Genomic DNA, 21670 nt, shown 5'->3' on the forward strand with positions numbered 1-21670 from the left:
CCGGCAAGTCTCGATCGGCGCTCGTTCCGAGAGGCTGACTTGTCGAGGTGAGGCGCGAGAACTCTCCTCCCCACAAGGGGGAGGGAAACGCGCGTGAACCCGCTGCGAGCCAGCCTCGACGGTGAGATCAGCGAGTGCTGAAGCGTTATGAGTCCGAAGCTTCCGACTTCGCGATCTCGGCTTCCACATCGGCCGGATCGAGGTCGTAGAACCGCGAGCAGAACTCGCAGGTGATGCCGATGCGGCCGTTGTCGCCGACCATGTCGCGGCGGTCCTCCGCCGAGAAGCGGCGCATCATTCCCATGATGCGCTCGTGCGAGCACGTGCATTCCTCATGCACGTGCTGGCCCTCGAAGACCCGCACGCCGCGCTCGTGGAACAGGCGATAGAGCAGCGTCTCGCTGGAGACGGTCGGATCGATCAGCTCATGATCCTCGATCGTGCCGACCAGGGACTTGGCTTCGAGCCAGGCGTCGTCCTCGGACGGCGCGGCCAGATCGTGGGAGGGATGTCCCTCCGGGATGTCGCCCGGATCGAGATCAGCCTGTCGCAGCCGCTCCGACGAGGAGGGCAGGAACTGGATCATCAGGCCGCCGGCGCGATAAGTGTGGCGGCCGTTCTCGAACTGCTCGGCAACGGCGAGCCGCACCTGCGTCGGGATCTGCTCCGACTGGCGGAAATACTGGTGAGCCGCCTCCTCGAAGCCCTGGCCTTCGAGGGCGACAACGCCCTGGTAGCGACTGCGCTCGGATCCCTGATCGATGGTCATGGCCAGATAGCCCGAGCCCAGGAGCTCGCCCGTGCCGGGCGTGGCGGGCCCGAGCGCCTCGAGCTTGTCCTTGTCGAATCGGGCGGTCGCGCGCAGACGGTCAGGCGCGTTGAAATCGACCACCACCATGTCGATGATGCCGTCGGTCTTGGTCTGCAGCTGGAAGCGCCCCTCGAGCTTGAGGGACGCGCCGAGCATGACCGTCAGGGCCGCGGCCTCGCCGATGACGCGGGCCACCCGGTCGGGATAGCCGTGACGGGCCAGGATCGTGTCGATGGAGGCTCCGAGACGCACCACGCGCCCGCGCACGTCGAGAGGCTCGACCGCGAACGGCAGGACGACGTCGTCGTTTCCTTCAAGCGAAGCTGAACTCATGCGTTTGCTGCTCCCAGGCACCAGGCCAGGATGCCCTTCTGTGCGTGAAGCCGGTTCTCGGCCTCGTCGAAGACGACCGATTGCGGGCCGTCCATGACCTCGTCCGTCACCTCCTCGCCGCGATGGGCGGGAAGGCAGTGCATGAAGATCGCGTCCTTGTCGGCCACGCCCATGAGCCTGCCATTGACCTGATAGGGCTTGAGCAGGTTCTGGCGGCGGAACTCGTCGTCGTCGCCCATGGACACCCAGCAATCGGTCACGACGGCATGGGCGCCATCGGCAGCCTCGAAGGCATCGGTGGTCACGCTGATCTTGGCCCCTTCCTGTTTCGCCCAGGACAAAAGCTCCGGGCGCGGAGCAAGTTCCGGCGGGGACGCGATCTTCAGGGTGAAATCGAGACGGGCCGCCGCATGGACCCATGAGGCCAGCACGTTGTTGGAATCGCCCGTCCAGGCGATCGTCCGCCCCTCGATGGAGCCGCGATGCTCCTCGAAGGTCATGATGTCGGCCATGATCTGACAGGGATGCGTCGTCTTGGTCAGGCCGTTGATGACTGGGATCGAGGCATATTGGGCCAGCTCCGTCACCATGGCATGATCGAGGGTGCGGATCATGATGGCGTCCACGTAGCGCGAGAGGACGCGCGCCGTGTCGGCAATGCTCTCGCCACGGCCGAGCTGCATCTCCTTGCCGGTGAGCATCAGAGTCTCGCCGCCAAGCTCACGCATGCCGACATCGAAGGATACGCGGGTGCGGGTGGACGGCTTGTCGAACACCATCGCCAGGACCTTGCCCTCGAGCGGCCGCTCCTTGCTCTTCTCGCCGCGGCGGCGCTTGGCCTTGAGCTCCAGGCCGATATTCAGCAGGTGCCGGATCTCCGCGCCGGAAAAGTCGCTGAGATCGAGGAAATGGCGGGTCTTCATTGAACTGCTCCCGGCTGAGCGGTGTTTTTCTGCTCAGCTTCGATGGCCGCACAGGCGGCGTCCAGACGATCGATGGCTTCTCCGAGATCGGCTTCCGTGATGATCAGCGGCGGCAGAAGCCGGACGACGTTGTCGCCGGCCCCGATCACGATGAGTTTCTGGGCCCGGGCGGCGTTGACGAAATCCGTGTTGGGCACGACGGTGCGCAGGCCCATCATGAGCCCCTGCCCTCTCACCTCGGCGATGACGCTCGGATGGCGGTCCTTCAGCTCGGCGAGGCGCTGCTTGAGCAGCAGGCCCTTGCGCTCGACCCCTTCCAGGAAAGCGGGCTCCAGAATGACGTCGAGCACCGCGTTGCCGACCGCCATGGCGAGCGGGTTGCCGCCGAAGGTCGTGCCGTGAGTGCCGAGCGTCAGCCCCTTGCCGGCCTCCGCCGTGGCGAGGCAGGCGCCCAGCGGGAAGCCGCCGCCGATGCCCTTGGCGACCGTCATGATGTCGGGGGTCACCCCGCTCCATTCATAGGCGAAGAGCTTGCCGGTACGGCCGACGCCGGTCTGGATCTCGTCGAAGATCAGGAGAAGGCCGTTCTGGTCGCACAGGGCGCGCAGCTCGCGCAGGAAGGCGGGCGAGACGCTCCTGACGCCGCCCTCGCCCTGAATCGGCTCGATCATCAGGGCCGCCGTCTGCGGGCCGATCACGGCCTTCAGGGCCTCCATATCCTCAGGGGGAACCTGGTCGAAGCCCTGCACCTTGGGGCCGAAGCCCTCCAGGTACTTGGCCTGACCGCCGGCCGCGATGGTCCCCAGGGTGCGCCCATGGAAGGCGCCCTCGAAGGTCACGATATGGAAGCGCTCGGGGTTGCCGTTCACATGATGATAGCGGCGCGCCATCTTGATCGCCGCCTCGTTCGCCTCGGCGCCGGAATTGGTGAAGAAGACGAAATCCGCGAAGGTGTTGTCGACGAGCCGCTGGGCGAGGCGCTCGCCCTCGGGGATCTGGAACAGGTTGGAGCTGTGCCAGATCTTGGAGGCCTGCTCGGTCAGGGCCTGGACCAGGTGCGGGTGCGCATGGCCGAGGGCATTCACCGCGATGCCGGCGCCGAAATCCAGGTATCGCTCGCCATCTCGGCCGTAGAGCCAGGGGCCCTCTCCCTTCTCGAAGGAAAGCTCGGCACGGGCAAAAGTCGGCAGCAATGGCGATGTCACGGGTTGTCTCCGCCTAGAGAGGCCCAAGGTCGCACCCGGGCCCGAAAAAGAAAGCGCCGCCCCAGCGGGGGCGGCACGGCGGGGATTCTAACGAGGTGCGAGACCCTGTCAATTCAAGAGAAATGAAGTCACTCATCACAAGGAATTTTTGCCTGGGGCGAGTTCCTTGGGGAAAACGACATGGCCTGTTCGGGGACTCTTGCGCCGGAGTCCACCCATCCTGTAACTTCAGGGCAGTCGAGTACAGCATTCGTGCGGCGGCATTCACCCTCAGGAGCGACCCTCGCAACGCGGTCGGACATCAACCCTGTCCGCGAGGCGTCTGGGATTCTGAGCCTGAAAGCCCGACACGATGGAGGCAAGTTTAAAAATGATGGATGCGGGCGGAACTTGGACGGACGAGCGGGTCGAGCTTCTCAAGAAGCTCTGGACCGATGGTTTGAGCGCGAGCCAGATCGCCGCCGAGCTTGGCAACGTCACCCGCAACGCGGTGATCGGCAAGGTTCACCGCCTCGGCCTGTCCGGCCGGGCCAAGGATGCGAAGCCTGCCGCTTCCGCCGCCGCGCGCCCGCGCAAGGCGACCCGGGCCCCGAGCGCCCCGACCCCGATCGCGCCGCAGCCCCACGTCAACAACGTGGTGCTGGCTCCGATCCCGATGCCGCCCGTGACCCAGGAGCCTGTGGCCTATGTCGAGGACGACGTCGCCATCCCCATGTCCGAGCGCGTGACCATCATGGACCTGCGCGAGTCCATGTGCCGCTGGCCCATGGGCGACCCGACGAAGCCCGAGTTCCGCTTCTGCGGCGCCCGCTCGATCACCGGCCTGCCCTACTGCACCCACCACGCCCGCATCGCCTACCAGCCGGTAGCCGACCGCAAGCGTGAGCGGAAGCTGGCGCGCGCCTGAAATCCCAAGCTCTCAAAGAAAAGCGCCGCGCTGAGGAGCATCAGCGCGGCGCTTTTTCGTTTCCCACTCACGTCATCACCGGCCTCGTGCTGGTGATCCCGATGGATTGAGGCGGAGCTTCTCCAATCGATATGGCCGGCACAAGGCCGGCCATATCGATTGGAGAAGGTTCGGCGCCTATGGTGCGGATCGGACGAGATAGGCCGCACGATCCCTCAGGCGTTCACTGCCTGCTCCTCGCGGGCGAAGGTCTCGTCGAAGGAATAGCCGGCGCCGCGCACCGTGCGGATGGGATCGGGCCGGCGCGGCAGGTTGATGGCCTTGCGCAGGCGGCCCACATGCACGTCCACGGTACGCTCGTCGATATAGACGTCGTGACCCCAGACGGCGTTGAGCAGATGCTCGCGGGAGAAGACGCGGCCGGGGCTCTGCATCAGGAACTCGAGGAGACGGAACTCCGTCGGCCCGAGATGAAGCTCCTGTCCGGCGCGCCGCACGCGGTGGGTCTCGCGGTCGAGCTCGATATCGCCGGCCCTGAGGAGGGTCGCGATATGCGCGGGCTTCGCCCGGCGCAGCAGCGCGCGGACCCGGGCCAGCAGCTCGGGTACCGAGAAGGGCTTGACGATGTAATCGTCGGCGCCGGTCGAGAGGCCGCGGATCCGGTCGCCCTCCTCGCCTCGCGCCGTGAGCATGATCACCGGCAGACGCTCGGTTTCCGTACGAGCCCGGATGCGGCGGCAGAGCTCGATCCCGGACAGGCCCGGCAGCATCCAGTCGAGCAGCACGATGTCGGGAACCTGCTCCCGCAGGCGGATCTCCGCCTCGTCGCCGCGCGAGACGCTGTCGACCTCGTAGCCTTCGGCTTCGAGGTTGTAGCGCAGGAGCAGCATCAGCGGTTCTTCGTCCTCGACGATCAGAACGCGAGGTCCCATGATCAGGCTCCGGACGCGACCGTCGCGTCGATGGAGCGATCGTTCTTCGGCCTGTCGATGGCCAGCGTTTCGCCCGTGACGAGGTAGTGAACGGTCTCGGCGATGTTGGTGGTGTGGTCGCCGATGCGCTCGATGTTCTTGGCGCAGAAGAGAAGATGCGTGCAGAACGAGATATTGCGCGGGTCTTCCATCATGTAGGTCAGGAGTTCCCGGAACAGGGACGTGTAGAGCGCGTCGATGGCGCCGTCGCGCTTCCAGACGTCGAGAGCCTTCGCGGTGTCTTTCTGCGCGTAGGCGTCGAGCACGTCCTTGAGCTGCCCGAGCACGAGGTCGCCCATGTGCTGGAGGCCGACGACGATCTTCTGCGGCTGGAAGTCGTCGCCGATGGCGAGCGCCCGCTTGCCGATGTTCTTCGCCATGTCGCCGATGCGCTCGACATCGCCGGAAATGCGGATCGCCGAGATGGTCTCGCGCAGGTCGACCGCAAGCGGCTGGCGCCGGGCGATGGTGAGGATGGCATTCTCCTCCACCTCGCGCTGAAGCACGTCGAGGCGCTTGTCGGAGGTCACGACCACCTGAGCGAGCGTCTTGTCGTGGCGCACGAGGGCCACGATGGAATCGACGAGCATCTTCTCGGCGATGCCGCCCATCTCGGAGATGCGCTGCCGCAGACCCTGCAGGTCGTTGTCGTAGGAGCTGACGATATGCTCCGCCATGGGATAGGCCTCCCTTGAAGCGCTTCGATCAGCCGAAGCGGCCCGTGATGTAATCCTGGGTTTGTTTCTTGGTCGGGTTCATGAACATCTTGGTCGTAGGCCCGAACTCGATGAGCTCGCCGAGATACATGAACGCCGTGAACTGCGAGATGCGCGCCGCCTGCTGCATGTTGTGCGTCACGATCACGATGGTGAATTCCGAGCGGAGCTGCTCGATCAGCTCCTCGATCTTGCCGGTCGAGATCGGGTCGAGCGCCGAGGTCGGCTCGTCGAGCAGGATCACCTCCGGTCGTTGCGCGATGGTGCGCGCGATGCACAGGCGCTGCTGCTGGCCGCCCGAGAGGCCCATACCCGACTGGCGCAGCTTGTCTTTGGCTTCATCCCAGAGAGCTGCCTTGCGCAGGGCCTCCTCGACGCGCCCGTCGAGTTCCGATTTCGGCAACTTCTCGTAGAGCTTGATGCCGAAAGCGATGTTGTCGTAGATCGACATGGGAAACGGCGTCGGCTTCTGGAACACCATGCCGACGCGCGCGCGCAGCTCGTTCACGTCGATGCTGGGCGAAAGCACGTTCTGCCCGTCGAGCAGGATCTGGCCGTCTGCGCGCTGCTCGGGATACAGGCTGTAGATGCGGTTGAAGGTGCGCAGCAGGGTCGACTTTCCGCAGCCGGACGGGCCGATGAGGGCCGTCACCTGCCGGTCGTAGAAATCGATCGAGATGTCCTTCAGGCTGCGGAAATCGCCATAGTAGAAATTGAGGTTCTTGACGGCGATGCGCACCGGCGCTCCGATATCCGCAGCCGCCGCGTTTCCGATGGCGCTGCTCGTGTTGAGGGCAATCGTGCTCATCGGATTCTATCCTTCCTCAGGATGAGGCGCGCCACGACGGACAGCGCCAGGATCGACATGGTGATGATGAGGGCCCCGGCCCAGGCGAGCTCGCGCCAGTTCTCGTACGGCGCCAGCGCGAACTGGTAAATCGTGACGGGGAGGTTCGAGACGCCGCCCATCAGGGTGGGGCTGAACCAGAAATTGTTGTTGAGGGCGGTGAAGAGAAGCGGCGCGGTCTCGCCCGCGATGCGCGCGGTGGCGAGGATCACGCCCGTCACCATGCCGGCACGGGCCGCCTTCCAGCTGATCATCACGATCACTTTGGACATGGGAGCCCCGAGAGCCGCGCCGGCTTCGCGCAGCGATCCCGGCACGAGGCGGAGCATGTCTTCCGTCGAGCGGACAATGACCGGGACGGCGATGATCGCCAATGCGACGCCACCGGCCCAGCCCGAATAGCCGCCCATCGGCTGCACCATGAGGATGTAGACGAAGAGGCCGATGAGGATGCTGGGCGCGGCGAGCAGAATGTCGTTCACGAAGCGGATGACGGTGGCCAGAACCGAGCCCTTGCCGTACTCGGCCAGATAGGTCCCGGCGAGCACGCCGATGGGCGTGGCCACTACGATTCCGAGCGTGGTGAGCACGAGGCTGCCGACGATGGCGTTGGCAATGCCGCCTCCCTGCGTTCCGGGCCCCGGGGTCGTCTCCGTGAACACCGCGGGCGAGAGACCGCCGATGCCCTCATAGAGAAGCATCAGCAGGATCCAGCCGAGGACGAAGGCTCCGAGCAGGGTGAACAGGGTGCAGGCGATCTTGAGCACGCGATCGGCCAGGTAGCGGCTGCGGCGTACACGTCCCCAGGGCGCGGGTGCCGCAGCCAGGGCTTGGTTGTCGACGACGGTATCCATCCTTCACCTCAAGGGGTCTTCACGCGGGCGATCAGAAGGCGCGCGAGAGCAAGAACGATGAAAGTGACCACGAACAGGATGCAGCCGAGGGCCAGCAAGGCGCTCATATGCAGGCCCGATGCTTCATTGAACTCGTTCGCGATCCGAGATGCGATCGTCGAACTCGGATCGAAGAGCGAGAGGGAGAGCCGGTTCGCGTTGCCGATCACGAAGGTGACCGCCATCGTCTCGCCGAGCGCGCGCCCGAGACCGAGCATGACGGCACCGATGATGCTGACGCCCGCCTGGGGGAGCAGGACATGGCGCACCACTTCCCAGGTGGTGCAGCCGATGCCGTAGGCGCTCTCGCGCAGGATGCTGGGGATCTGGTCCAGCATGTCGCGTGTGATCGACGCGATGAAAGGAATGATCATGATCGCCAGAATGATCCCCGCCGTCAGCATGCCGACGCCGGACGGCACACGCGCATAGAGGATGGTTCCGATGATCGGCATGCCCTCGACGAGAGTCGTGAGGGGGATCTGCACGTAGTTGGCGAAAAGCGGGGCGAAGACGAAGAGGCCCCACATGCCATAGATGATGCTGGGCACCGCAGCCAGCAGCTCGATCACGGTCGAGACCGGACGCCGGAGCCAGGGCGGGCAGAGCTGCGTGAGGAAGATCGCGATCCCGATGGAGATCGGCACGCCGATCACCAGAGCGATCAGGGCCGAGGTCAACGTACCGGTGATGGCGACCCAGGCGCCGAACTGTTCGCCGCCCACGTTCCAGATGCTGGAGGTAATGAACCCGAAGCCGAATTCCTGGAAGGCGGGCCAGCCTCCGTAGATCATCGTGCCGATGATCCCGGCCAGAACGGCGAGAACGATCAGGGCGGAGCCGTAGCTGGCCCAGCGGAAGCCCTGATCGAAAACCGGTGAGGTACGGCGGCGGACGGACTGCATGTTGTTCGACACGATGATCTCATCAGACAAAACAGCCATCCGCCTTACTCCATCTACAGGTCGGGAACCAGCTTACATCTTGTAGACGGGCTGACCGGCGCTGGTCTTGATGTCCTTCGACCAGGTCGAGCGGATCTGCTCGACGACATTGTCCGGCAGCGGGACATAGTCGAGGTCGGAGGCCAGCTTGTCGCCGTTCTTGAAGGACCAGTCGAAGAACTTCAGCACTTCGGCGGCCTGCTCAGGCTTTTCGGCGATCTTGTAGACCAGGATGAACGTCGGGTTCGTGATCGGCCATGCATCGTCGCCGGCCTGGTTGGTCAGCGAAATGCCGAAGCCGGGAGCCGAGGACCAGTTGGCGCTGGCGGCAGCGGCCTGGAACGACTTGATCTCGGGCTGCGGATACTTGCCGGCCTTGTTCTGGAGCAGGGTGTAGGGGATGTTGTTCTGCTTGGCGTAGGCGTACTCGACGTAGCCGATCGAGTTCGGAACCTGCTTCACCGTCGCGGCGACGCCTTCGTTGCCCTTGCCGCCCTGGCCGATCGGCCAGTTGACCGTGGTGCCAGCGCCGAGCTCGGCCTTCCAGGCATCGGAGACCTGCGACAGGTAGGTGGTGAACACGCTGGTCGTGCCCGAGGAGTCGGAGCGGTAGACCGGGGTGATGTTGGCGCTGGGCAGGTTCACGCCGGCGTTCAGCTGGGCGATCTTCGGATCGTTCCACTTGGCGATCTTGCCCTGGAAGATGTCGGCCAGGACCTGGCCCGTCAGCTTGATCTGGCCGGGCTGGATGCCCTGGATGTTCACGACGGGAACGACGGCGCCCATCACGGTCGGGAACTGGAGAAGACCGTTCTTCTCGAGATCCTCGCCCTTCATCGGGGCGTCGGTGGCACCGAAATCGACCGTCTTGGCCTGGATCTGCTTGATGCCGCCGCCGGAACCGATCGACTGGTAATTCATGCCGTTGCCCGTCTCCTTCTTGTAGGCTTCAGCCCACTTCGAATAGACCGGGAAGGGGAAAGTCGCGCCTGCGCCGGTGATGTCGGCCGCAGATGCCGTGGTCGTGAGGCTCGCGACGGCAAGGCCGGCCGCAATGGCGTAGGACATGATCTTCACGGTAAGTCTCCTGTTCATTCGAGCGCGACAGGCCGCTTCAAAGCCTGGGCCGCGTCACGCGATGGGACAGCTAGGCCCGACGGATGTCTCCACTACGACAGTTGGATGACAATTAAATGACACCCCCAAAGGATCCCTTGGGAGCGGCGGAACCTTGGATCGGCATGACCGGGTGAAAGCTCCCCGTCATGGCCGGGCTTGTCCCGGCCATCCCGATACGGTGAGGCTCAGCGCTTCATGTGAATTGGGATCACCGGCACGAGGCCGGTGATGACTTGGGAGGATGAAGCTCATTGGAACTGGTCGAGTGCCCTTTTACGAACGAGGCCCTGCCTCCGGGAACCGAACCGTGAACCGGGCGCCCTGCCCCGGTTCGCTGGCGATATCGAGATGGCCGCGGTGGCGGTTGACGATGTGCTTGACGATGGCGAGTCCGAGGCCGGTTCCGCCCTTGTCCCGGCTGTGCGCGACATCGACCCGGTAGAACCGCTCGGTCAGGCGGGGCAGGTGCTCGGGCGCGATGCCCGGGCCGTAATCCTGCACGGAGAAAACAACCTGCGGCACCGTCTCCCCGGTCCGGACGACCTCCACGTCCACCCTGCCGCCGCTCTCGCCGTATTTGACCGCATTCTCGATCAGGTTTTCGGTGACGCGCAGAAGCTCGTCCCGGTCGCCCAGGACGAGGACGGGGCGATCCGGCAGGGTCGCCTGGATGGCCACGCCCCTCTCCTTGGCCAGGGGTGAGAGGGTTTCCACCATCTGGGACGCGATGGCGGCGAGATCGACGGTCTGGGTGGGTGACAGGTGGGCGCGCATCTCGATCCGCGACAGGGACAGGAGGTCGTCGATCAGGCGCTTCATGCGCTGCGCCTGGCCCTTCATGATGTCGAGGAACCGCTCCCTGGCCTTGGCGTCGTCGCGGGCGGGCCCCTGGAGGGTTTCGACGAAGCCCAGGAGCGAGGCCAGCGGCGTGCGCAGCTCATGACTTGCATTGGCGACGAAATCGGCCCGCATGGCCTCCAGCCGCCGGGCCGAAGTGAGGTCGCGGAAGAACAGGACCACCCCCGCATTCACCTCCGCGTCGGCGACATCCGCCTGCAGGGGACCGATGTGAACCTCGAAGGTCCGCTCCGTCGGGATGCGCTCGGAATACTCGACCTTGAGCGGATGGCCGCTGTCCAGCACTTCCTGGATGCCGTCGAGCACGTCCGGGGTGCGCAGGGCGAAGGACAGGGGGTGACCGGTCTTCAGCCCCGCGAGAAGATCGTAGGCGGCCCGGTTCGCCTCGATCACCACGGCCCTCTGGTCCACCAGAATGACCGGATCCGGGATCTGGGCCAGAACCGCCTCCGCCACGCTGGAGCGGGAAGTCGCCTTCGGCTGCGACTTGGTCCTGGTTCCGAGCCCGAGGCTGCGCTTGGGGCCCGCGACGAGAAATCCCGCGAGAACGGCCACTCCGGCCCAGACCAGGAGCCACAGGTCCCCATGGCCCCGTGCCAGCGAAACGGACACCAGCACGAAGCAGGTCACGACCGTCCCGCGCAGGGCGGCATCACGGATCGGAGAGGCGCCCTGTCGGAGGGAATCCGGCGATAGGTCGTCGCGTTGGCTCATGGGGGATGTCTCGGAGGCAGGGTCTCCCTTCTTTAGGAGAGGCAGGCACCGGTGTCATCTCCCGCCGAGCTCGACCTCGCCCGCCGGTTCGTCCTCGTCCGGTTTGAAGGACAGCCGGGCGGCCCGGATGCGATTGCGGATCTCGTAGGCCCCGAGGATCGCGAGGGCGATCACGAAGGGAATGAGGTAGTAGCAGAGCCGGTAGAGGAGCAGCGCCCCCAGGACCTGCTCCCGGGGATAGTTCGACAGGGCCAGGAGAATCGTGGCCTCGAAGACCCCGAGCCCACCCGGCGCATGGCTCGCCACGCCGAGCATGACGGCGAAGATGTAGACCGCCAGGAAGGTCTCGAAGCTGAGATTGTGCCCTCCGGGCAGGAGCACGAAGAGAACGCCGGCCCCGGCGCAGACATCGCCCGCCCCGATCAGGATCTGGGCCAGGGACAGCCGAAAGCCCGGCAGCTCCAATTTCCACCCCTGGATCCTCACCGCGCGGCGCTTGAGCGAGACCCAGACCATGTAGCCGATGACGAACGCGGCGGCGCCCAGGCCCACCAGCTGGTTCATCCAGATATGGGTGTAGACGAGGCTCGCCAGCTCGTCCGCCTTGCTGATCAGGCTCCAGGCGAGGACAAGGGCCATGCCGAGCCAGAAGGTCACTCCGGCGATCACGGTGAGGCTCGCCACCCGCCCCGGGCTGACCCCCTTGGGAGAGTAGATCCAGTAGCGGACCGTGCCGGCCGTCAGCAGGGGGAACCCCAGCGTGAAGCTCACCGCGTAACTCGTGAAGGAGGCGAGCGCGGTCGTCCGGTAGGGAACCTGCAGCTTGAGCTGCCGCAGGGCAATAGCATCATAGCAGGTCAGCAGGCTGTAGCTGATGGCGGTGAGGAGCACCGCGAGACCGATCTGGCGCAGGCTGGCGGCCGTGAAAGCCGCTTTCAGTTCGTTGACATCGATTTCCGATACGATGTGCCAGAGAACCACCAACGATGCGCCGAACAGGAGGACGCTCGCCGCCATCCCGATCCAGGCGAACCGGCGGGAACGGCGCTCCTTCGGATGAAGGGCTTCGGCAGAGGACATCTCCGGCTCGGCCACCGGGCGGGGACTCAAATCATTCATGAAAACGGTCAATCAGCCTCAGCGTGGAAAAGATCGCATCGGGTATGAGGGCTGTCCTGCATCTATGCTCTGGCAGAAGGAACCGCCAGACGTCGGGGGCCTTTTAATGGTTTCGGCAGGCCGGCGCTACTCTTTCGCCGGAGAAATCGCCGTGAACCGCCGATGTGGGTTGTCAGCCTCGGAAAAGGCCTACAACAATGATTCCGTGGCATCGGAGACTTGGCTGCAGGGTCAGGCCTGGGAGTTTTGAGTGGATTTCAAGGAAACAGAAACGCAATTTGCTGTTCTGGCGGAGTCTCTGCCTCAACTCGTCTGGTCGTCCCGCCCTGATGGATCCGTCGACTATGTGAACCGCCGTTGGCGTGAGTTCACAGGTCTTTCCAACGAGCAGCTTCTCGGAAACGGCTGGGAAGCGGCCATTCACCCCGACGACCTGCCCGACGTGCTGCAGCATTGGCGCCGATCCCTGGAAGCCGGGCAGGATTACGAATGGGAATACCGTGTCAGGACGGGGGCGGGCGATTACGAATGGTTCCTCAGCCGAGCCATTCCTATTCAGGACCTGACAGGCAAAATCACCCGCTGGTTCGGCACGAGCACCAACATCAATGGACAGAAGAAGGCCGACGAGACCATCCGCCTGCTCGAAAGCCAGTACCGGCTCGCCCTCGAGGCCGCGGATCTCGGGACGTGGCAGATCGACCTCGAGAAGAACCTGATCACCTGGGACGAGGGCTCGTGCGCCCTCTACCATATTCCTCACAACGGATTGTACAGCCTGACCCTGGACGAGGCCTGGGCGATGATCCACCCGGAAGATGTGGAAGGTGTCAAAGAGCGGATCGCCGCCGCTGCCGCACCCGGGTCCGACGGCAAATACGACAGCGAGTACCGAGCCATCCTACCGGATGGGAAACTCCGCTGGTTCCGCTCACACGGACAGGCTCTTTATGCGAATGGGGACGATACCCGTCACGCCATAAGCCTTTACGGGGTCGTCAGCGACATTACGGAGCATCATGCCCTCGAAGAGACGCAAAAGCTTCTGACGCGGGAACTCAACCATCGGGTGAAGAACCTGTTCGCCATCGCCAACGGCATGGTCTCGATGACCGCCCGCACGGCGAAGGATACGAAGGACATGGCCAATGCCCTGCGTGGGCGCCTGAGCGCGCTGTCGCGAGCCCATGAGCTGGTGCAGCCCGTCTCGGCGGGCGATCAGGGCAAGGGTTCGGACGTGGAACTCGCGCGGCTGATCGAAGCGGTTCTCGAGCCCTATCAACAGGCGGGCCAGAACAAGATCACCATCGAGGGACCGAGCGTGCTCGTCGGATCGAACACGACCACGAGCCTTGCCCTCGTGCTCCACGAACTCGCGACGAATGCCGCCAAATACGGCTGCCTGTCCTGCCCGGAGGGCGAATTGTCCATCCGCTGGACCCTGCAGGACGAGAATGTCGACTTTCACTGGACGGAGACCTGTGGCCCCCGCATCGAGACCCCGCCGACCTTCGAAGGGTTTGGCACCCATCTGTCGCAGCGAAGCATCACGGGGCAGCTCGGCGGTACGCTCGATCGGGATTGGCGTCCGGAAGGCTTGTTCGTCCATATGATCCTGCCGCTCAACCGCCTGAATTCCTGAGCGATCATGTCCACCTATCGCCGTGTCCTGGTCCTGGGCGGAGCCCGCTCCGGAAAGAGCAGCATCGCCCTGAAGATCGCCGAGAGCGCGTCGCCGGAGCGGACCTATATCGCTACGGCCCAGGCCTATGATGAGGAAATGCGCGAGCGGATCGCGCAGCATCGCGCCGAGCGTGACGAATCGTGGCGAACGGTGGACGCGCCCTTCGATCTCGTGGAAGCCGTCCGGGAGCGGACCGCTCCCGGGCAAGCCGTGCTGGTCGACTGCCTGACACTCTGGCTGTCCAACATCGTCCTGGCGGAGCGCGACCCGGTCCATGAGGCGGATCGGCTGATCCAGGCCGTTCGGGATGCGGGCGGCCCACTGATCCTGGTGTCCAACGAGGTCGGCCAAGGCATCGTGCCCGCGACGCCCCTGGGACGGAGGTTCCGGGACGAGCAGGGCCGCCTCAACCAGCGGACCGCGGAGACGTGCGACGCCGTCGTGTTCGTGGCGGCGGGCTGCCCGATCCTTCTCAAGCCGGCCCCTGCCCTGCAGCTGAGGCTGGAATAGCCCACTTCGTCACCGGATCTTGGCCTGCACCTCGGCGCTCAAGGCGTCGATGGCGGCGGGTGTCGAAGGACCGCCGCAGATCGTCAGCCGGGCGGGAAGCGCCAAACGCCGGGTACGAGGCACCGCCTCGGTCAGGGCCGGGTGCGCGAGAAGCGCCGTGCCGTTGTCGACCGCCTGGTTCGACGCTTCATCCACCAGCATGAAATCCGGTGGGTTCGTCACGATGGTCTCCAGCCTCGCGACGCCGCCCTCGGTGAGCCCCAAAGCCCCCTGATGCAGCCTGAATCCCATCTGGACCAGGACCTCGCCGATCGGCGACCGGGGTCCCATGACCCAGCCGCCTCGCTCATAGACGAGGAGGCTGGGCTGCCCTGATACCATCCCCCTTGCCCGTTCCAGGCTGCCATCGATGCGAGCGATCAGATCCTCGCCACGGTTTGGATGGCCGAGCCTGAGGGCCAGGGCGCGGATCTGACTGCGCCCCTGCTCCAAGCTCGTCCAAGGCGCGAAAGTCATCACGTCCAGCCCCTGCCGCCTCAGCAGAACGCCCTGCTCCTGCTGGCCATAGGTGCCTGTCAGCACGAGATCCGGCCGAGCGAAGAGGACAGCTTCGGCGCCGCCGTCGTTCCGGGGCAGTCCGGCGGCCTTGTCGGCGAGAAACGAGAGAGAGGGGTCCCCGGCAAGACGGCTTAGGGACGAAATCCGGCCCCGGTCGGCCAGAGCCAGAAGAAGCTGGTCGGTACAAAGATTGAGCGAGGCAACCCGCTCCGGCCTTGTCTGAGCCCCTGCCCCGGCGATGAAGAGACCCAGGCACGGCAGCAGGACCAATGCTGCACGGCAAATTACGGAGCGGTGAAACATGGGAGCGTTCTCGATCTCCTTCGTGCCCATTCTCTAGCATGTGAAACATAGCGACGAGAATGCCCGCGGGCCTGGCGGATCGGCGGTGCGATCAAGCGCCAGTCTACGTTGGAGGACGGGATGGGAAATCAAACAGCCGCCGTGCCGAACGGCTCTACCAAAGGCGCTTCTAGACGTTAGTATTAGCCTGCGCAAAGTGCAGCTTAATAAGCTATTTTCATCTTACTCTATCGTATTATTCCATCTGCGGCATCATGCCGTCAGTCATGTTTATCATCAGCAAAGTTTTTCCTTAAAAACTAAGCCTTATTCGAAGATGAACGCTTATTAATAAACTCGTACAAATGGTCGCACCTTGGAACATAATCGAATTTTTAACGCCAAGCTGACCCATTCTGGACATATCAGCCCATCACATACTTGCCTCGTCAAACGAAGAACGACCGTGCACCCGCCGTGGCGGAGAAACGGTGCATTTGCGGGGACATATCCATATGCAAATCGCTCTGACAGCGTCTCAGGACGCATGCCAGCAGACGGCTATTTGCCTTGAGAACCAAAAGAAGACCGGTTTCCGGTCGCTCGTCGACGCCTGCCGCGTACCCTCGCAGGGAGGGAGAACTCTGCTGGACCTCACCAAGTGCTTCGGTCTCAGCGCATGCCTGACGATTGCCATCGGTACGGCGGTTCACACGCATTCCGCCTCGGCCGCCGAGGCCTGGACCGCATTGCCGCCGGCCCTCGGCGCCGGACCGGATGCCATCCGGTTGCCGCCAGCTCATGCGGCAGCCCCGTTCTCCATGTCCGATCACGAAGCAGCCCCCGCCGATCCGCTTGAAGCCATCGTTCCGGTGGCGCCCGCGGATACGACGGTTGCAGAACTTCAGAAGCAGATCATCCTGTCCATACCTCTGATCGATACACCCGTCTCCGAGAGCGCGAAGGACGAAGAACCGGTTTCCCGCGAACTCACGGAATTCATGGAATTCGAGGAGATGCGGGTTCCCGTCTGGATCGTCGATACGATCCTGCGGGCATCCAAGCTCACAGGCGCGGATCCGGTCTACATGATGGCCCTGGCCGACAAGGAATCGAGCTTCCTGCCCGGCAACAAGGCCTCGACGTCCTCCGCCGTCGGCCTGTTCCAGTTCATCACCAGCACGTGGCTCGATGCGGTCCGCTCGTTCGGTCCTCTCCATGGACTGACGGCCGAAGCCGAGGCAATTTCAGGTGCCGGGGCCAAGATCGATGTCGCGGATCCCATCATGCGCCAGCACATTCTCGGCCTGCGCCGCAACCCCTTCATCTCGGCCCTCATGGCAGCCGAGATGATGAAGCGCGACAAGGCCAAGATCGAAGCCAAGCTCGGGCGCCAGCTGAGCCGGTCGGAGTTCTACCTTTCTCACTTCTTCGGCGTCGACAGCGCCAGCCGATTCATCGCCCTGGTGGACGACACCCCGAAGAAGAGCGCTCCGGATGCGTTCCCGGCCGCAGCCAAGTCCAACAAGTCGCTGTTCTTCACCAAGGACGGCAAGAAGACCCGCCAGCTCAGCGTGGCCGAGGTCTACGACAAGATCGACGGGATGATCGACAAGAGGCTCAATCGTTACGAGGCCGTGTCGGCCCGCGCTACGGCTGACGCCTCAGGCTTCTGATCGGACGCAAGTGCGTCCACCCCATGCGGCCTGTCTTCCGCGGAGGCCTGGCCCTCGGCAGGCTGGACGTCCGTGCGGTGCGTCAGGCTTGCGGCGGCCGAGCTGGTGGTCGCGACGACCGTAAAGCCGCCCTTGGCCGGTGAGCGGTCCACCTGGAGAATCCGCATCACGATGAACGCGACGAGCCCAAGCGAAGCCACGCCCGAGTAGATGAACAACCCCTTCGGCCCCATCATCTCCATGGCGGCTGCGCCGAACAGAGGCCCGACGGTGACGCCGGCGGCCCAGGAAAACAGCAATGTCCCGACGGTGGACACGATCTGACCCGGATCGACGATGTCGCAGGCATGGGCCACGCAGACCGAGTAGATGCAGAGAGCCAAGCCGCCCCAGGCTGCGAAAGACCATAGAACCAGCAGATTTGCGCCCTGGGCGCTGGCCCAGAGGATCAAAAGCGACACGAGGCTCGTCCCTGCGGCCAGACCAGCGATCACATAGCGCCGGTCCGCCCGATCGGAGAGCCACCCGAGCGGCCATTGCATGGCCAGGCTGCCGGCCTGCAGGGCGAAGAGAAGGGCCGCCGCCTGGTCCTGGCTCAATCCGATGCTGACGCCGAAAACGGGCGTGATGGCAATGACCGGGCCATTGACCAATCCCACGACGAAAGCGCCGACCACGGCGGATGGCGCGGCGGCGAACAGCTTCCGGACCTCGATCCGCACGCCTTGCGGGGCGGCCGGTTCCTTCGTCGTCGTTGCGGCGATCGGCAGGAGCGAGAGCGTGATCAAGGCGCTGACGGTCATGAACAAGCCGTCCGTGCGGATGTTGCCGAGGCCGATCCCGAGGGGAGACAGCATCAGGGCGACCTTGGTGCAGATCATGTAGATCGACAGGATCCGCCCGCGATGGCTCGAAGTGGCGCGGGCGCTGATCCACCCATCCGTCACGGTGAAGATGCAGGCGAGCGTGACGCCGGTCAGTCCACGCAGAAGGATCCAGGCCAAGGTCGAGTGCGCCTGGGTCATGGCCAGGATCAGGACAGCCACCACCGCCGCAAGGCTGGCGAAGGCCCGGATGTAACCCACATGCCGGATGAAGCTCGGGGCCAGGAAACAGCCTGTCGAGAAGCCGAGCCCGTAAGCAGCCGCCACGACGCCGATGGACGCGACCGAGATCCCCTCGGCCTGCATGCGCAAGGGCATGAGCGCCTGAAGCAGACCGTTGCCGGCCTGCAGCAGGGTGGTTGCGGCCGTGATGGTCCAGATAAGGGCGAGGGAGGAGTTCACAATCGAATCGGCATGAAAAGCGGCGGGCGTGAAAGTCCGTCAGATAGAGAACAGGTGCCGCTTAAGATCAAGTTTCGATCGGAGTTGAGGAGGTGTTCTTTAGTCGGTTCGGCATGCCCGGCCGGATCATCCGGACATGCGAGGAAAACCGCCGGACCTCAATGGCCCGGGCGGTCCTTCTGAAAGCTCGCAAAAAGATAGAAACCGTTGAAGCGCACGCCTTCCATGGCGGCCTTCCGGTCGAACCCGAGAGGAGCGTCCTGGCTTTCGATCCGCCCGCCGAATTGCCAATGCGGCTCGACGACGAATGAAGGGACGGAGCGCTCTTCCGGGACGGCACAAACCAGTCCGTCCGGTTTCGTGCTTCGGAACAGATTATATGAATACATGTCCTGCTCCCTTCTCCGCATCACGAATCGCACCCTGCCGGAAAAGAGTGACAGGAGTGTGTTATTGCATCGCAGCAAATGCGGATTTTCTTCTTTTCGTAGATCTGATGGAAGTGGCGCAAAGGGATGATCCTTTGTTAGGCTGATCCTTCCCCATGGGACCGAAGAACCAGAGAGGAAGCACGCCGCATGATCACTCACAACGCTCTTCGACGAAATCTTCTAAGCCTGGGCCTTCTCGCAGGCATCGCCCTCCCCGGCCCGGTTTGCGCGCAGGCTCTCGCCCCCGCACCGGAGGCTCCCACGGGGCTCACGGCCAAATCCGTCGGAACGGCGACGAAAGACATGGTTGCCGCCGCCAATCCCCTGGCCGCGCAGGCCGGACGGGAGATCCTGGCGGCCGGTGGGAGCGCCGTCGACGCGGCGGTTGCCGTGCAGCTCGTTCTCAATCTCGTGGAGCCGCAGAGTTCCGGTGTCGGCGGCGGCGCCTTCATGGTTTTCTGGGATGGGAAGACCATGACCACCCTCGACGGTCGGGAGACCGCTCCGGCCGCAGCCAAGCCCGAGCGTTTTCTCGGGCCCGACGGCAAGCCGATGAAATTCTACGATGCCGTGGTCGGCGGCCGCTCGGTCGGCGTGCCGGGAACGTTGCGCCTGCTCGAAGCGGCTCACAGGAACTGGGGCAAGCTCTCCTGGCAGCAGGTGATCGAACCGGCGGCCCGCCTCGCAGAGGAAGGCTTTGCGATTTCGCCGCGCCTGAATGGGCTCCTGACCCAGGAGAAATTTCTCCAGAACGATCCCGTGGCGCGGGCCTATTTCTATGAGGCTGACGGCACGCCGAAGGCCGTGGGAACGGTTCTCAAGAACCCGGCCTTCGCCAAGACCTTGCGGACCATCGCCGAGAAAGGCGCCGACGCCTTCTATACGGGCGAGATCGCCCAGGACATCGTGACCACGGTGACGGGTCATGCCACGAATCCCGGCGACATGACGCTGGACGATCTTAAGGGCTACAAGGTCCAGGAGCGCGAAGCCCTTTGCGGGAACTACCGGACCTACAGGATCTGCGGCATGGGTCCGCCGAGTTCCGGTCAGGTCGCCGTGCAGCAGATCATGGGCATCCTGGAAACGCAGGACATGGCCTCCCTGAAGCCCGGGCCGGATTCGGTGCACTGGATCGCCGAGGCGGGCCGCCTGGCTTACGCCGACCGGGCTCTCTTCGTGGCCGACCCCGCCTTCGTGAACGTGCCGGTCAGGGGATTGACCGATCCCGGCTACATCAAGAGCCGCGCCGCGCTGATCGATCCGGGCAAGTCCATGGGTAAGGCGAAGCCCGGCGACCCGCCCTTCCAGAAGACCTTCCTCTGGGGCCCGTCCGACGGGATCGAGTTCGGCACGAGCCACATGTCCATCGTGGATCGCAACGGCAACGCGGTGTCGATGACGACCACCATCGAGGACGGGTTCGGATCGCGGCTGATGACGAAGAGCGGTTTCCTGCTCAACAACGAGCTGACGGATTTCTCCTTCGCCACGACCGAGGACGACAAGCCCATTGCCAATCGTGTCGAGCCCGGCAAGCGCCCTCGCTCCTCCATGGCCCCGACCATCGTGCTCGATGGCAGCGGCAAGCTCTATGCCGTCGTGGGTTCTCCGGGCGGCAGCCTGATCATCAACTATGTGACCAAGACCCTTGTGGGCCTTCTCGACTGGAAGCTCGACCCCCAGGTTGCCGCCGATCTTCCCAATGTGGGAAGCCGCAACGGCCCGACGGAACTCGAAGCCGGGACGGAAGCCGAAGGCTGGAAGGCCGCTCTCGAAGCGAAGGGCCACGAGGTCAAGCTGATCGACCAGAATTCCGGCATCCATGCTATCGTCGTGACGCCCGACGGGCTGGTCGGCGGCGCCGACAGCCGTCGTGAGGGCGTTGCCATCGGCAACGACTGATCTTGCTCAGGCGGCCCTATTCCGATAGGGCCGCTTGCATCATCGAAGAGGATTGCGGGGGTCCATGCGTATCATCGTCGTCGGCAAGGAAGGACAGGTCGCGCGTGCGCTGGCGGAGCGTGCGCGGGCTCACGGCGCGCAGGCAGTGCTCGTCGGCCGACCCAAGCTCGATCTTGCCGATCCGTCGGGCATTGAAGACGCCCTGATCGACACCGGCGGCGACGTGATCGTGAATGCCGCCGCCTATACGGCCGTGGACCAGGCCGAATCCGACCGGGAGCTGGCTGAGGCCATCAACGGCATCGGCGCAGGCGTCGTGGCCGGTACGGCAGCGGCCATGAACATACCGGTCATCCATCTGTCCACCGATTACGTCTTCGACGGCACGGCCGACCGCCCCTACCGCGAGGATGATCCGGTCTCGCCGCTCGGAGCCTATGGCGCCTCGAAGCTTCTGGGCGAGGAAGCCGTGGCGGCCGAGGCGGAGAATCACGTGATCCTGCGCACCGCCTGGGTCTACAGCCCCTTCGGCAAGAACTTCGTGAAGACCATGCTGCGCCTCGCCGCCGACCGGGACGAGCTTGGGGTGGTGGGAGACCAATACGGATCGCCCACGAGCGCCCTCGACATCGCCGACGGCATTTTCGCGGTCAGCCGCAATCTCCTCGAAAGACCCGAGGACCGGAGTCTGCGCGGGCTGTTTCACATGACCGGAACAGGCTTTGCGAACTGGGCGGAATTCGCCAAGGAGATCTTCGCCTTGTCTGCCCGGTTCGGCGGCCCCTCGGCCAAAGTCCGGCCGATCGCGACGGCCGACTATCCGACGCCGGCCAAGCGCCCAGCCAATTCCAGGCTCGATTGCGGCAAGCTGAAGGATGTCCATGGTGTCGAGTTCCCACCCTGGCGCTCCTCGCTCGAGTCTTGCGTGAAGCGGCTGATCGAGGAAGCGCGGAAGGAAGTCTTGCGCTGACGGCGGAG

General features: G+C 64.4%; 20 protein-coding genes. 6 read left to right on the forward strand and 14 right to left on the reverse strand.

All coding sequences use genetic code 11. The features are described 5' to 3' along the window. Positions 1 to 145: 145 nt before the first annotated feature. Genes U0023_RS04540 through U0023_RS04550 form a run of 3 tightly spaced genes read right to left on the reverse strand, consistent with a single transcriptional unit; the run spans position 146 to position 3272 of the window. Positions 146 to 1144 (reverse strand): Hsp33 family molecular chaperone, encoded by a 999-nt coding sequence (locus U0023_RS04540; protein ID WP_009763527.1) that lies wholly within the window; start codon positions 1142 to 1144, stop codon positions 146 to 148. Continuing rightward, complete coding sequence (gene argF / locus U0023_RS04545; protein WP_009763526.1) at positions 1141 to 2067, reverse strand: ornithine carbamoyltransferase; 927 nt, start codon at positions 2065 to 2067, stop codon at positions 1141 to 1143. The genes U0023_RS04540 and argF overlap by 4 nt, the downstream gene beginning before the upstream one ends. Further along, complete coding sequence (locus U0023_RS04550; protein WP_009763525.1) at positions 2064 to 3272, reverse strand: aspartate aminotransferase family protein; 1209 nt, start codon at positions 3270 to 3272, stop codon at positions 2064 to 2066. The genes argF and U0023_RS04550 overlap by 4 nt, the downstream gene beginning before the upstream one ends. A 370-nt stretch (positions 3273 to 3642) precedes the next feature. On the opposite strand from U0023_RS04550, the gene U0023_RS04555 reads away from it, so the two are divergent. Next, a complete protein-coding gene (locus tag U0023_RS04555) occupies positions 3643 to 4179 on the forward strand; it encodes a GcrA family cell cycle regulator (RefSeq protein WP_009763524.1) in 537 nt (178 codons plus the stop codon). Positions 4180 to 4394: 215 nt separating this feature from the next. On the opposite strand, the gene phoB is transcribed toward U0023_RS04555, so the two are convergent. The 8 genes from phoB to U0023_RS04595 all read right to left on the reverse strand — a co-directional run bounded on the left by phoB (position 4395) and on the right by U0023_RS04595 (position 12360). Next, a complete protein-coding gene (gene phoB / locus U0023_RS04560) occupies positions 4395 to 5111 on the reverse strand; it encodes a phosphate regulon transcriptional regulator PhoB (RefSeq protein ID WP_009763523.1) in 717 nt (238 codons plus the stop codon). Positions 5112 to 5113: 2 nt separating this feature from the next. Continuing rightward, positions 5114 to 5827 carry a phosphate signaling complex protein PhoU gene (gene phoU / locus U0023_RS04565; protein WP_009763522.1) on the reverse strand — a complete coding sequence of 238 codons (714 nt, stop codon included), beginning with the start codon at positions 5825 to 5827 and terminating at the stop codon, positions 5114 to 5116. 28 nt (positions 5828 to 5855) lie between these two features. Next, a complete protein-coding gene (gene pstB / locus U0023_RS04570) occupies positions 5856 to 6674 on the reverse strand; it encodes a phosphate ABC transporter ATP-binding protein PstB (RefSeq protein WP_009763521.1) in 819 nt (272 codons plus the stop codon). Beyond that, the gene (gene pstA / locus U0023_RS04575; RefSeq protein WP_009763520.1) at positions 6671 to 7567 is read right to left on the reverse strand and encodes a phosphate ABC transporter permease PstA; all 897 of its coding nucleotides are present in this window, start codon (positions 7565 to 7567) and stop codon (positions 6671 to 6673) included. Before pstA ends, pstB begins: the two co-directional genes overlap by 4 nt. A gap of 8 nt (positions 7568 to 7575) precedes the next feature. Further along, complete coding sequence (gene pstC, locus U0023_RS04580) at positions 7576 to 8511, reverse strand: phosphate ABC transporter permease subunit PstC (protein WP_245273024.1); 936 nt, start codon at positions 8509 to 8511, stop codon at positions 7576 to 7578. 72 nt (positions 8512 to 8583) lie between these two features. Further along, complete coding sequence (pstS, locus tag U0023_RS04585; RefSeq protein ID WP_009763518.1) at positions 8584 to 9627, reverse strand: phosphate ABC transporter substrate-binding protein PstS; 1044 nt, start codon at positions 9625 to 9627, stop codon at positions 8584 to 8586. 315 nt (positions 9628 to 9942) lie between these two features. Continuing rightward, positions 9943 to 11241 (reverse strand): ATP-binding protein, encoded by a 1299-nt coding sequence (locus U0023_RS04590; RefSeq protein WP_009763517.1) that lies wholly within the window; start codon positions 11239 to 11241, stop codon positions 9943 to 9945. A 54-nt stretch (positions 11242 to 11295) separates the two neighbouring features. After that, positions 11296 to 12360 carry a lysylphosphatidylglycerol synthase domain-containing protein gene (locus U0023_RS04595; RefSeq protein WP_009763516.1) on the reverse strand — a complete coding sequence of 355 codons (1065 nt, stop codon included), beginning with the start codon at positions 12358 to 12360 and terminating at the stop codon, positions 11296 to 11298. Between the two features lie 250 nt (positions 12361 to 12610). On the opposite strand from U0023_RS04595, the gene U0023_RS04600 reads away from it, so the two are divergent. Together U0023_RS04600 and cobU are read left to right on the forward strand one after the other, a co-directional pair. Continuing rightward, on the forward strand, positions 12611 to 14002 hold the full coding sequence (locus U0023_RS04600) for a sensor histidine kinase (protein WP_009763515.1): 1392 nt from the start codon (positions 12611 to 12613) through the stop codon (positions 14000 to 14002). Positions 14003 to 14008: 6 nt separating this feature from the next. Further along, the gene (gene cobU / locus U0023_RS04605; RefSeq protein ID WP_009763514.1) at positions 14009 to 14554 is read left to right on the forward strand and encodes a bifunctional adenosylcobinamide kinase/adenosylcobinamide-phosphate guanylyltransferase; all 546 of its coding nucleotides are present in this window, start codon (positions 14009 to 14011) and stop codon (positions 14552 to 14554) included. Between the two features lie 9 nt (positions 14555 to 14563). Here cobU and U0023_RS04610 read toward each other — a convergent pair whose 3' ends face one another. After that, positions 14564 to 15415: an ABC transporter substrate-binding protein gene (locus U0023_RS04610; protein WP_040639026.1), complete on the reverse strand. Its 852-nt coding sequence runs from the start codon at positions 15413 to 15415 to the stop codon at positions 14564 to 14566. Between the two features lie 494 nt (positions 15416 to 15909). Here U0023_RS04610 and U0023_RS04615 point away from each other — a divergent pair, with 494 nt between their 5' ends. After that, a complete protein-coding gene (locus tag U0023_RS04615; protein WP_052600592.1) occupies positions 15910 to 17070 on the forward strand; it encodes a transglycosylase SLT domain-containing protein in 1161 nt (386 codons plus the stop codon). Here the strand turns inward: U0023_RS04615 and U0023_RS04620 are convergent. Together U0023_RS04620 and U0023_RS04625 are read right to left on the reverse strand one after the other, a co-directional pair. Beyond that, a complete protein-coding gene (locus U0023_RS04620) occupies positions 17022 to 18356 on the reverse strand; it encodes an MFS transporter (RefSeq protein WP_009763511.1) in 1335 nt (444 codons plus the stop codon). The two genes, U0023_RS04615 and U0023_RS04620, sit on opposite strands and share 49 nt — an antisense overlap. Positions 18357 to 18514: 158 nt before the next feature. Then, the gene (locus U0023_RS04625) at positions 18515 to 18745 is read right to left on the reverse strand and encodes a hypothetical protein (RefSeq protein ID WP_009763510.1); all 231 of its coding nucleotides are present in this window, start codon (positions 18743 to 18745) and stop codon (positions 18515 to 18517) included. A gap of 189 nt (positions 18746 to 18934) precedes the next feature. On the opposite strand from U0023_RS04625, the gene ggt reads away from it, so the two are divergent. Both ggt and rfbD read left to right on the forward strand, forming a co-directional pair. Further along, positions 18935 to 20692, forward strand: coding sequence for a gamma-glutamyltransferase (gene ggt / locus U0023_RS04630; protein ID WP_009763509.1), 1758 nt, complete (start codon positions 18935 to 18937; stop codon positions 20690 to 20692). 64 nt (positions 20693 to 20756) lie between these two features. Continuing rightward, positions 20757 to 21662 (forward strand): dTDP-4-dehydrorhamnose reductase, encoded by a 906-nt coding sequence (gene rfbD / locus U0023_RS04635; protein ID WP_009763508.1) that lies wholly within the window; start codon positions 20757 to 20759, stop codon positions 21660 to 21662. Positions 21663 to 21670 lie beyond the last annotated feature (8 nt).

This window comes from Microvirga lotononidis, assembly GCF_034627025.1.
Classification (GTDB): Bacteria; Pseudomonadota; Alphaproteobacteria; order Rhizobiales; family Beijerinckiaceae; genus Microvirga; species Microvirga lotononidis.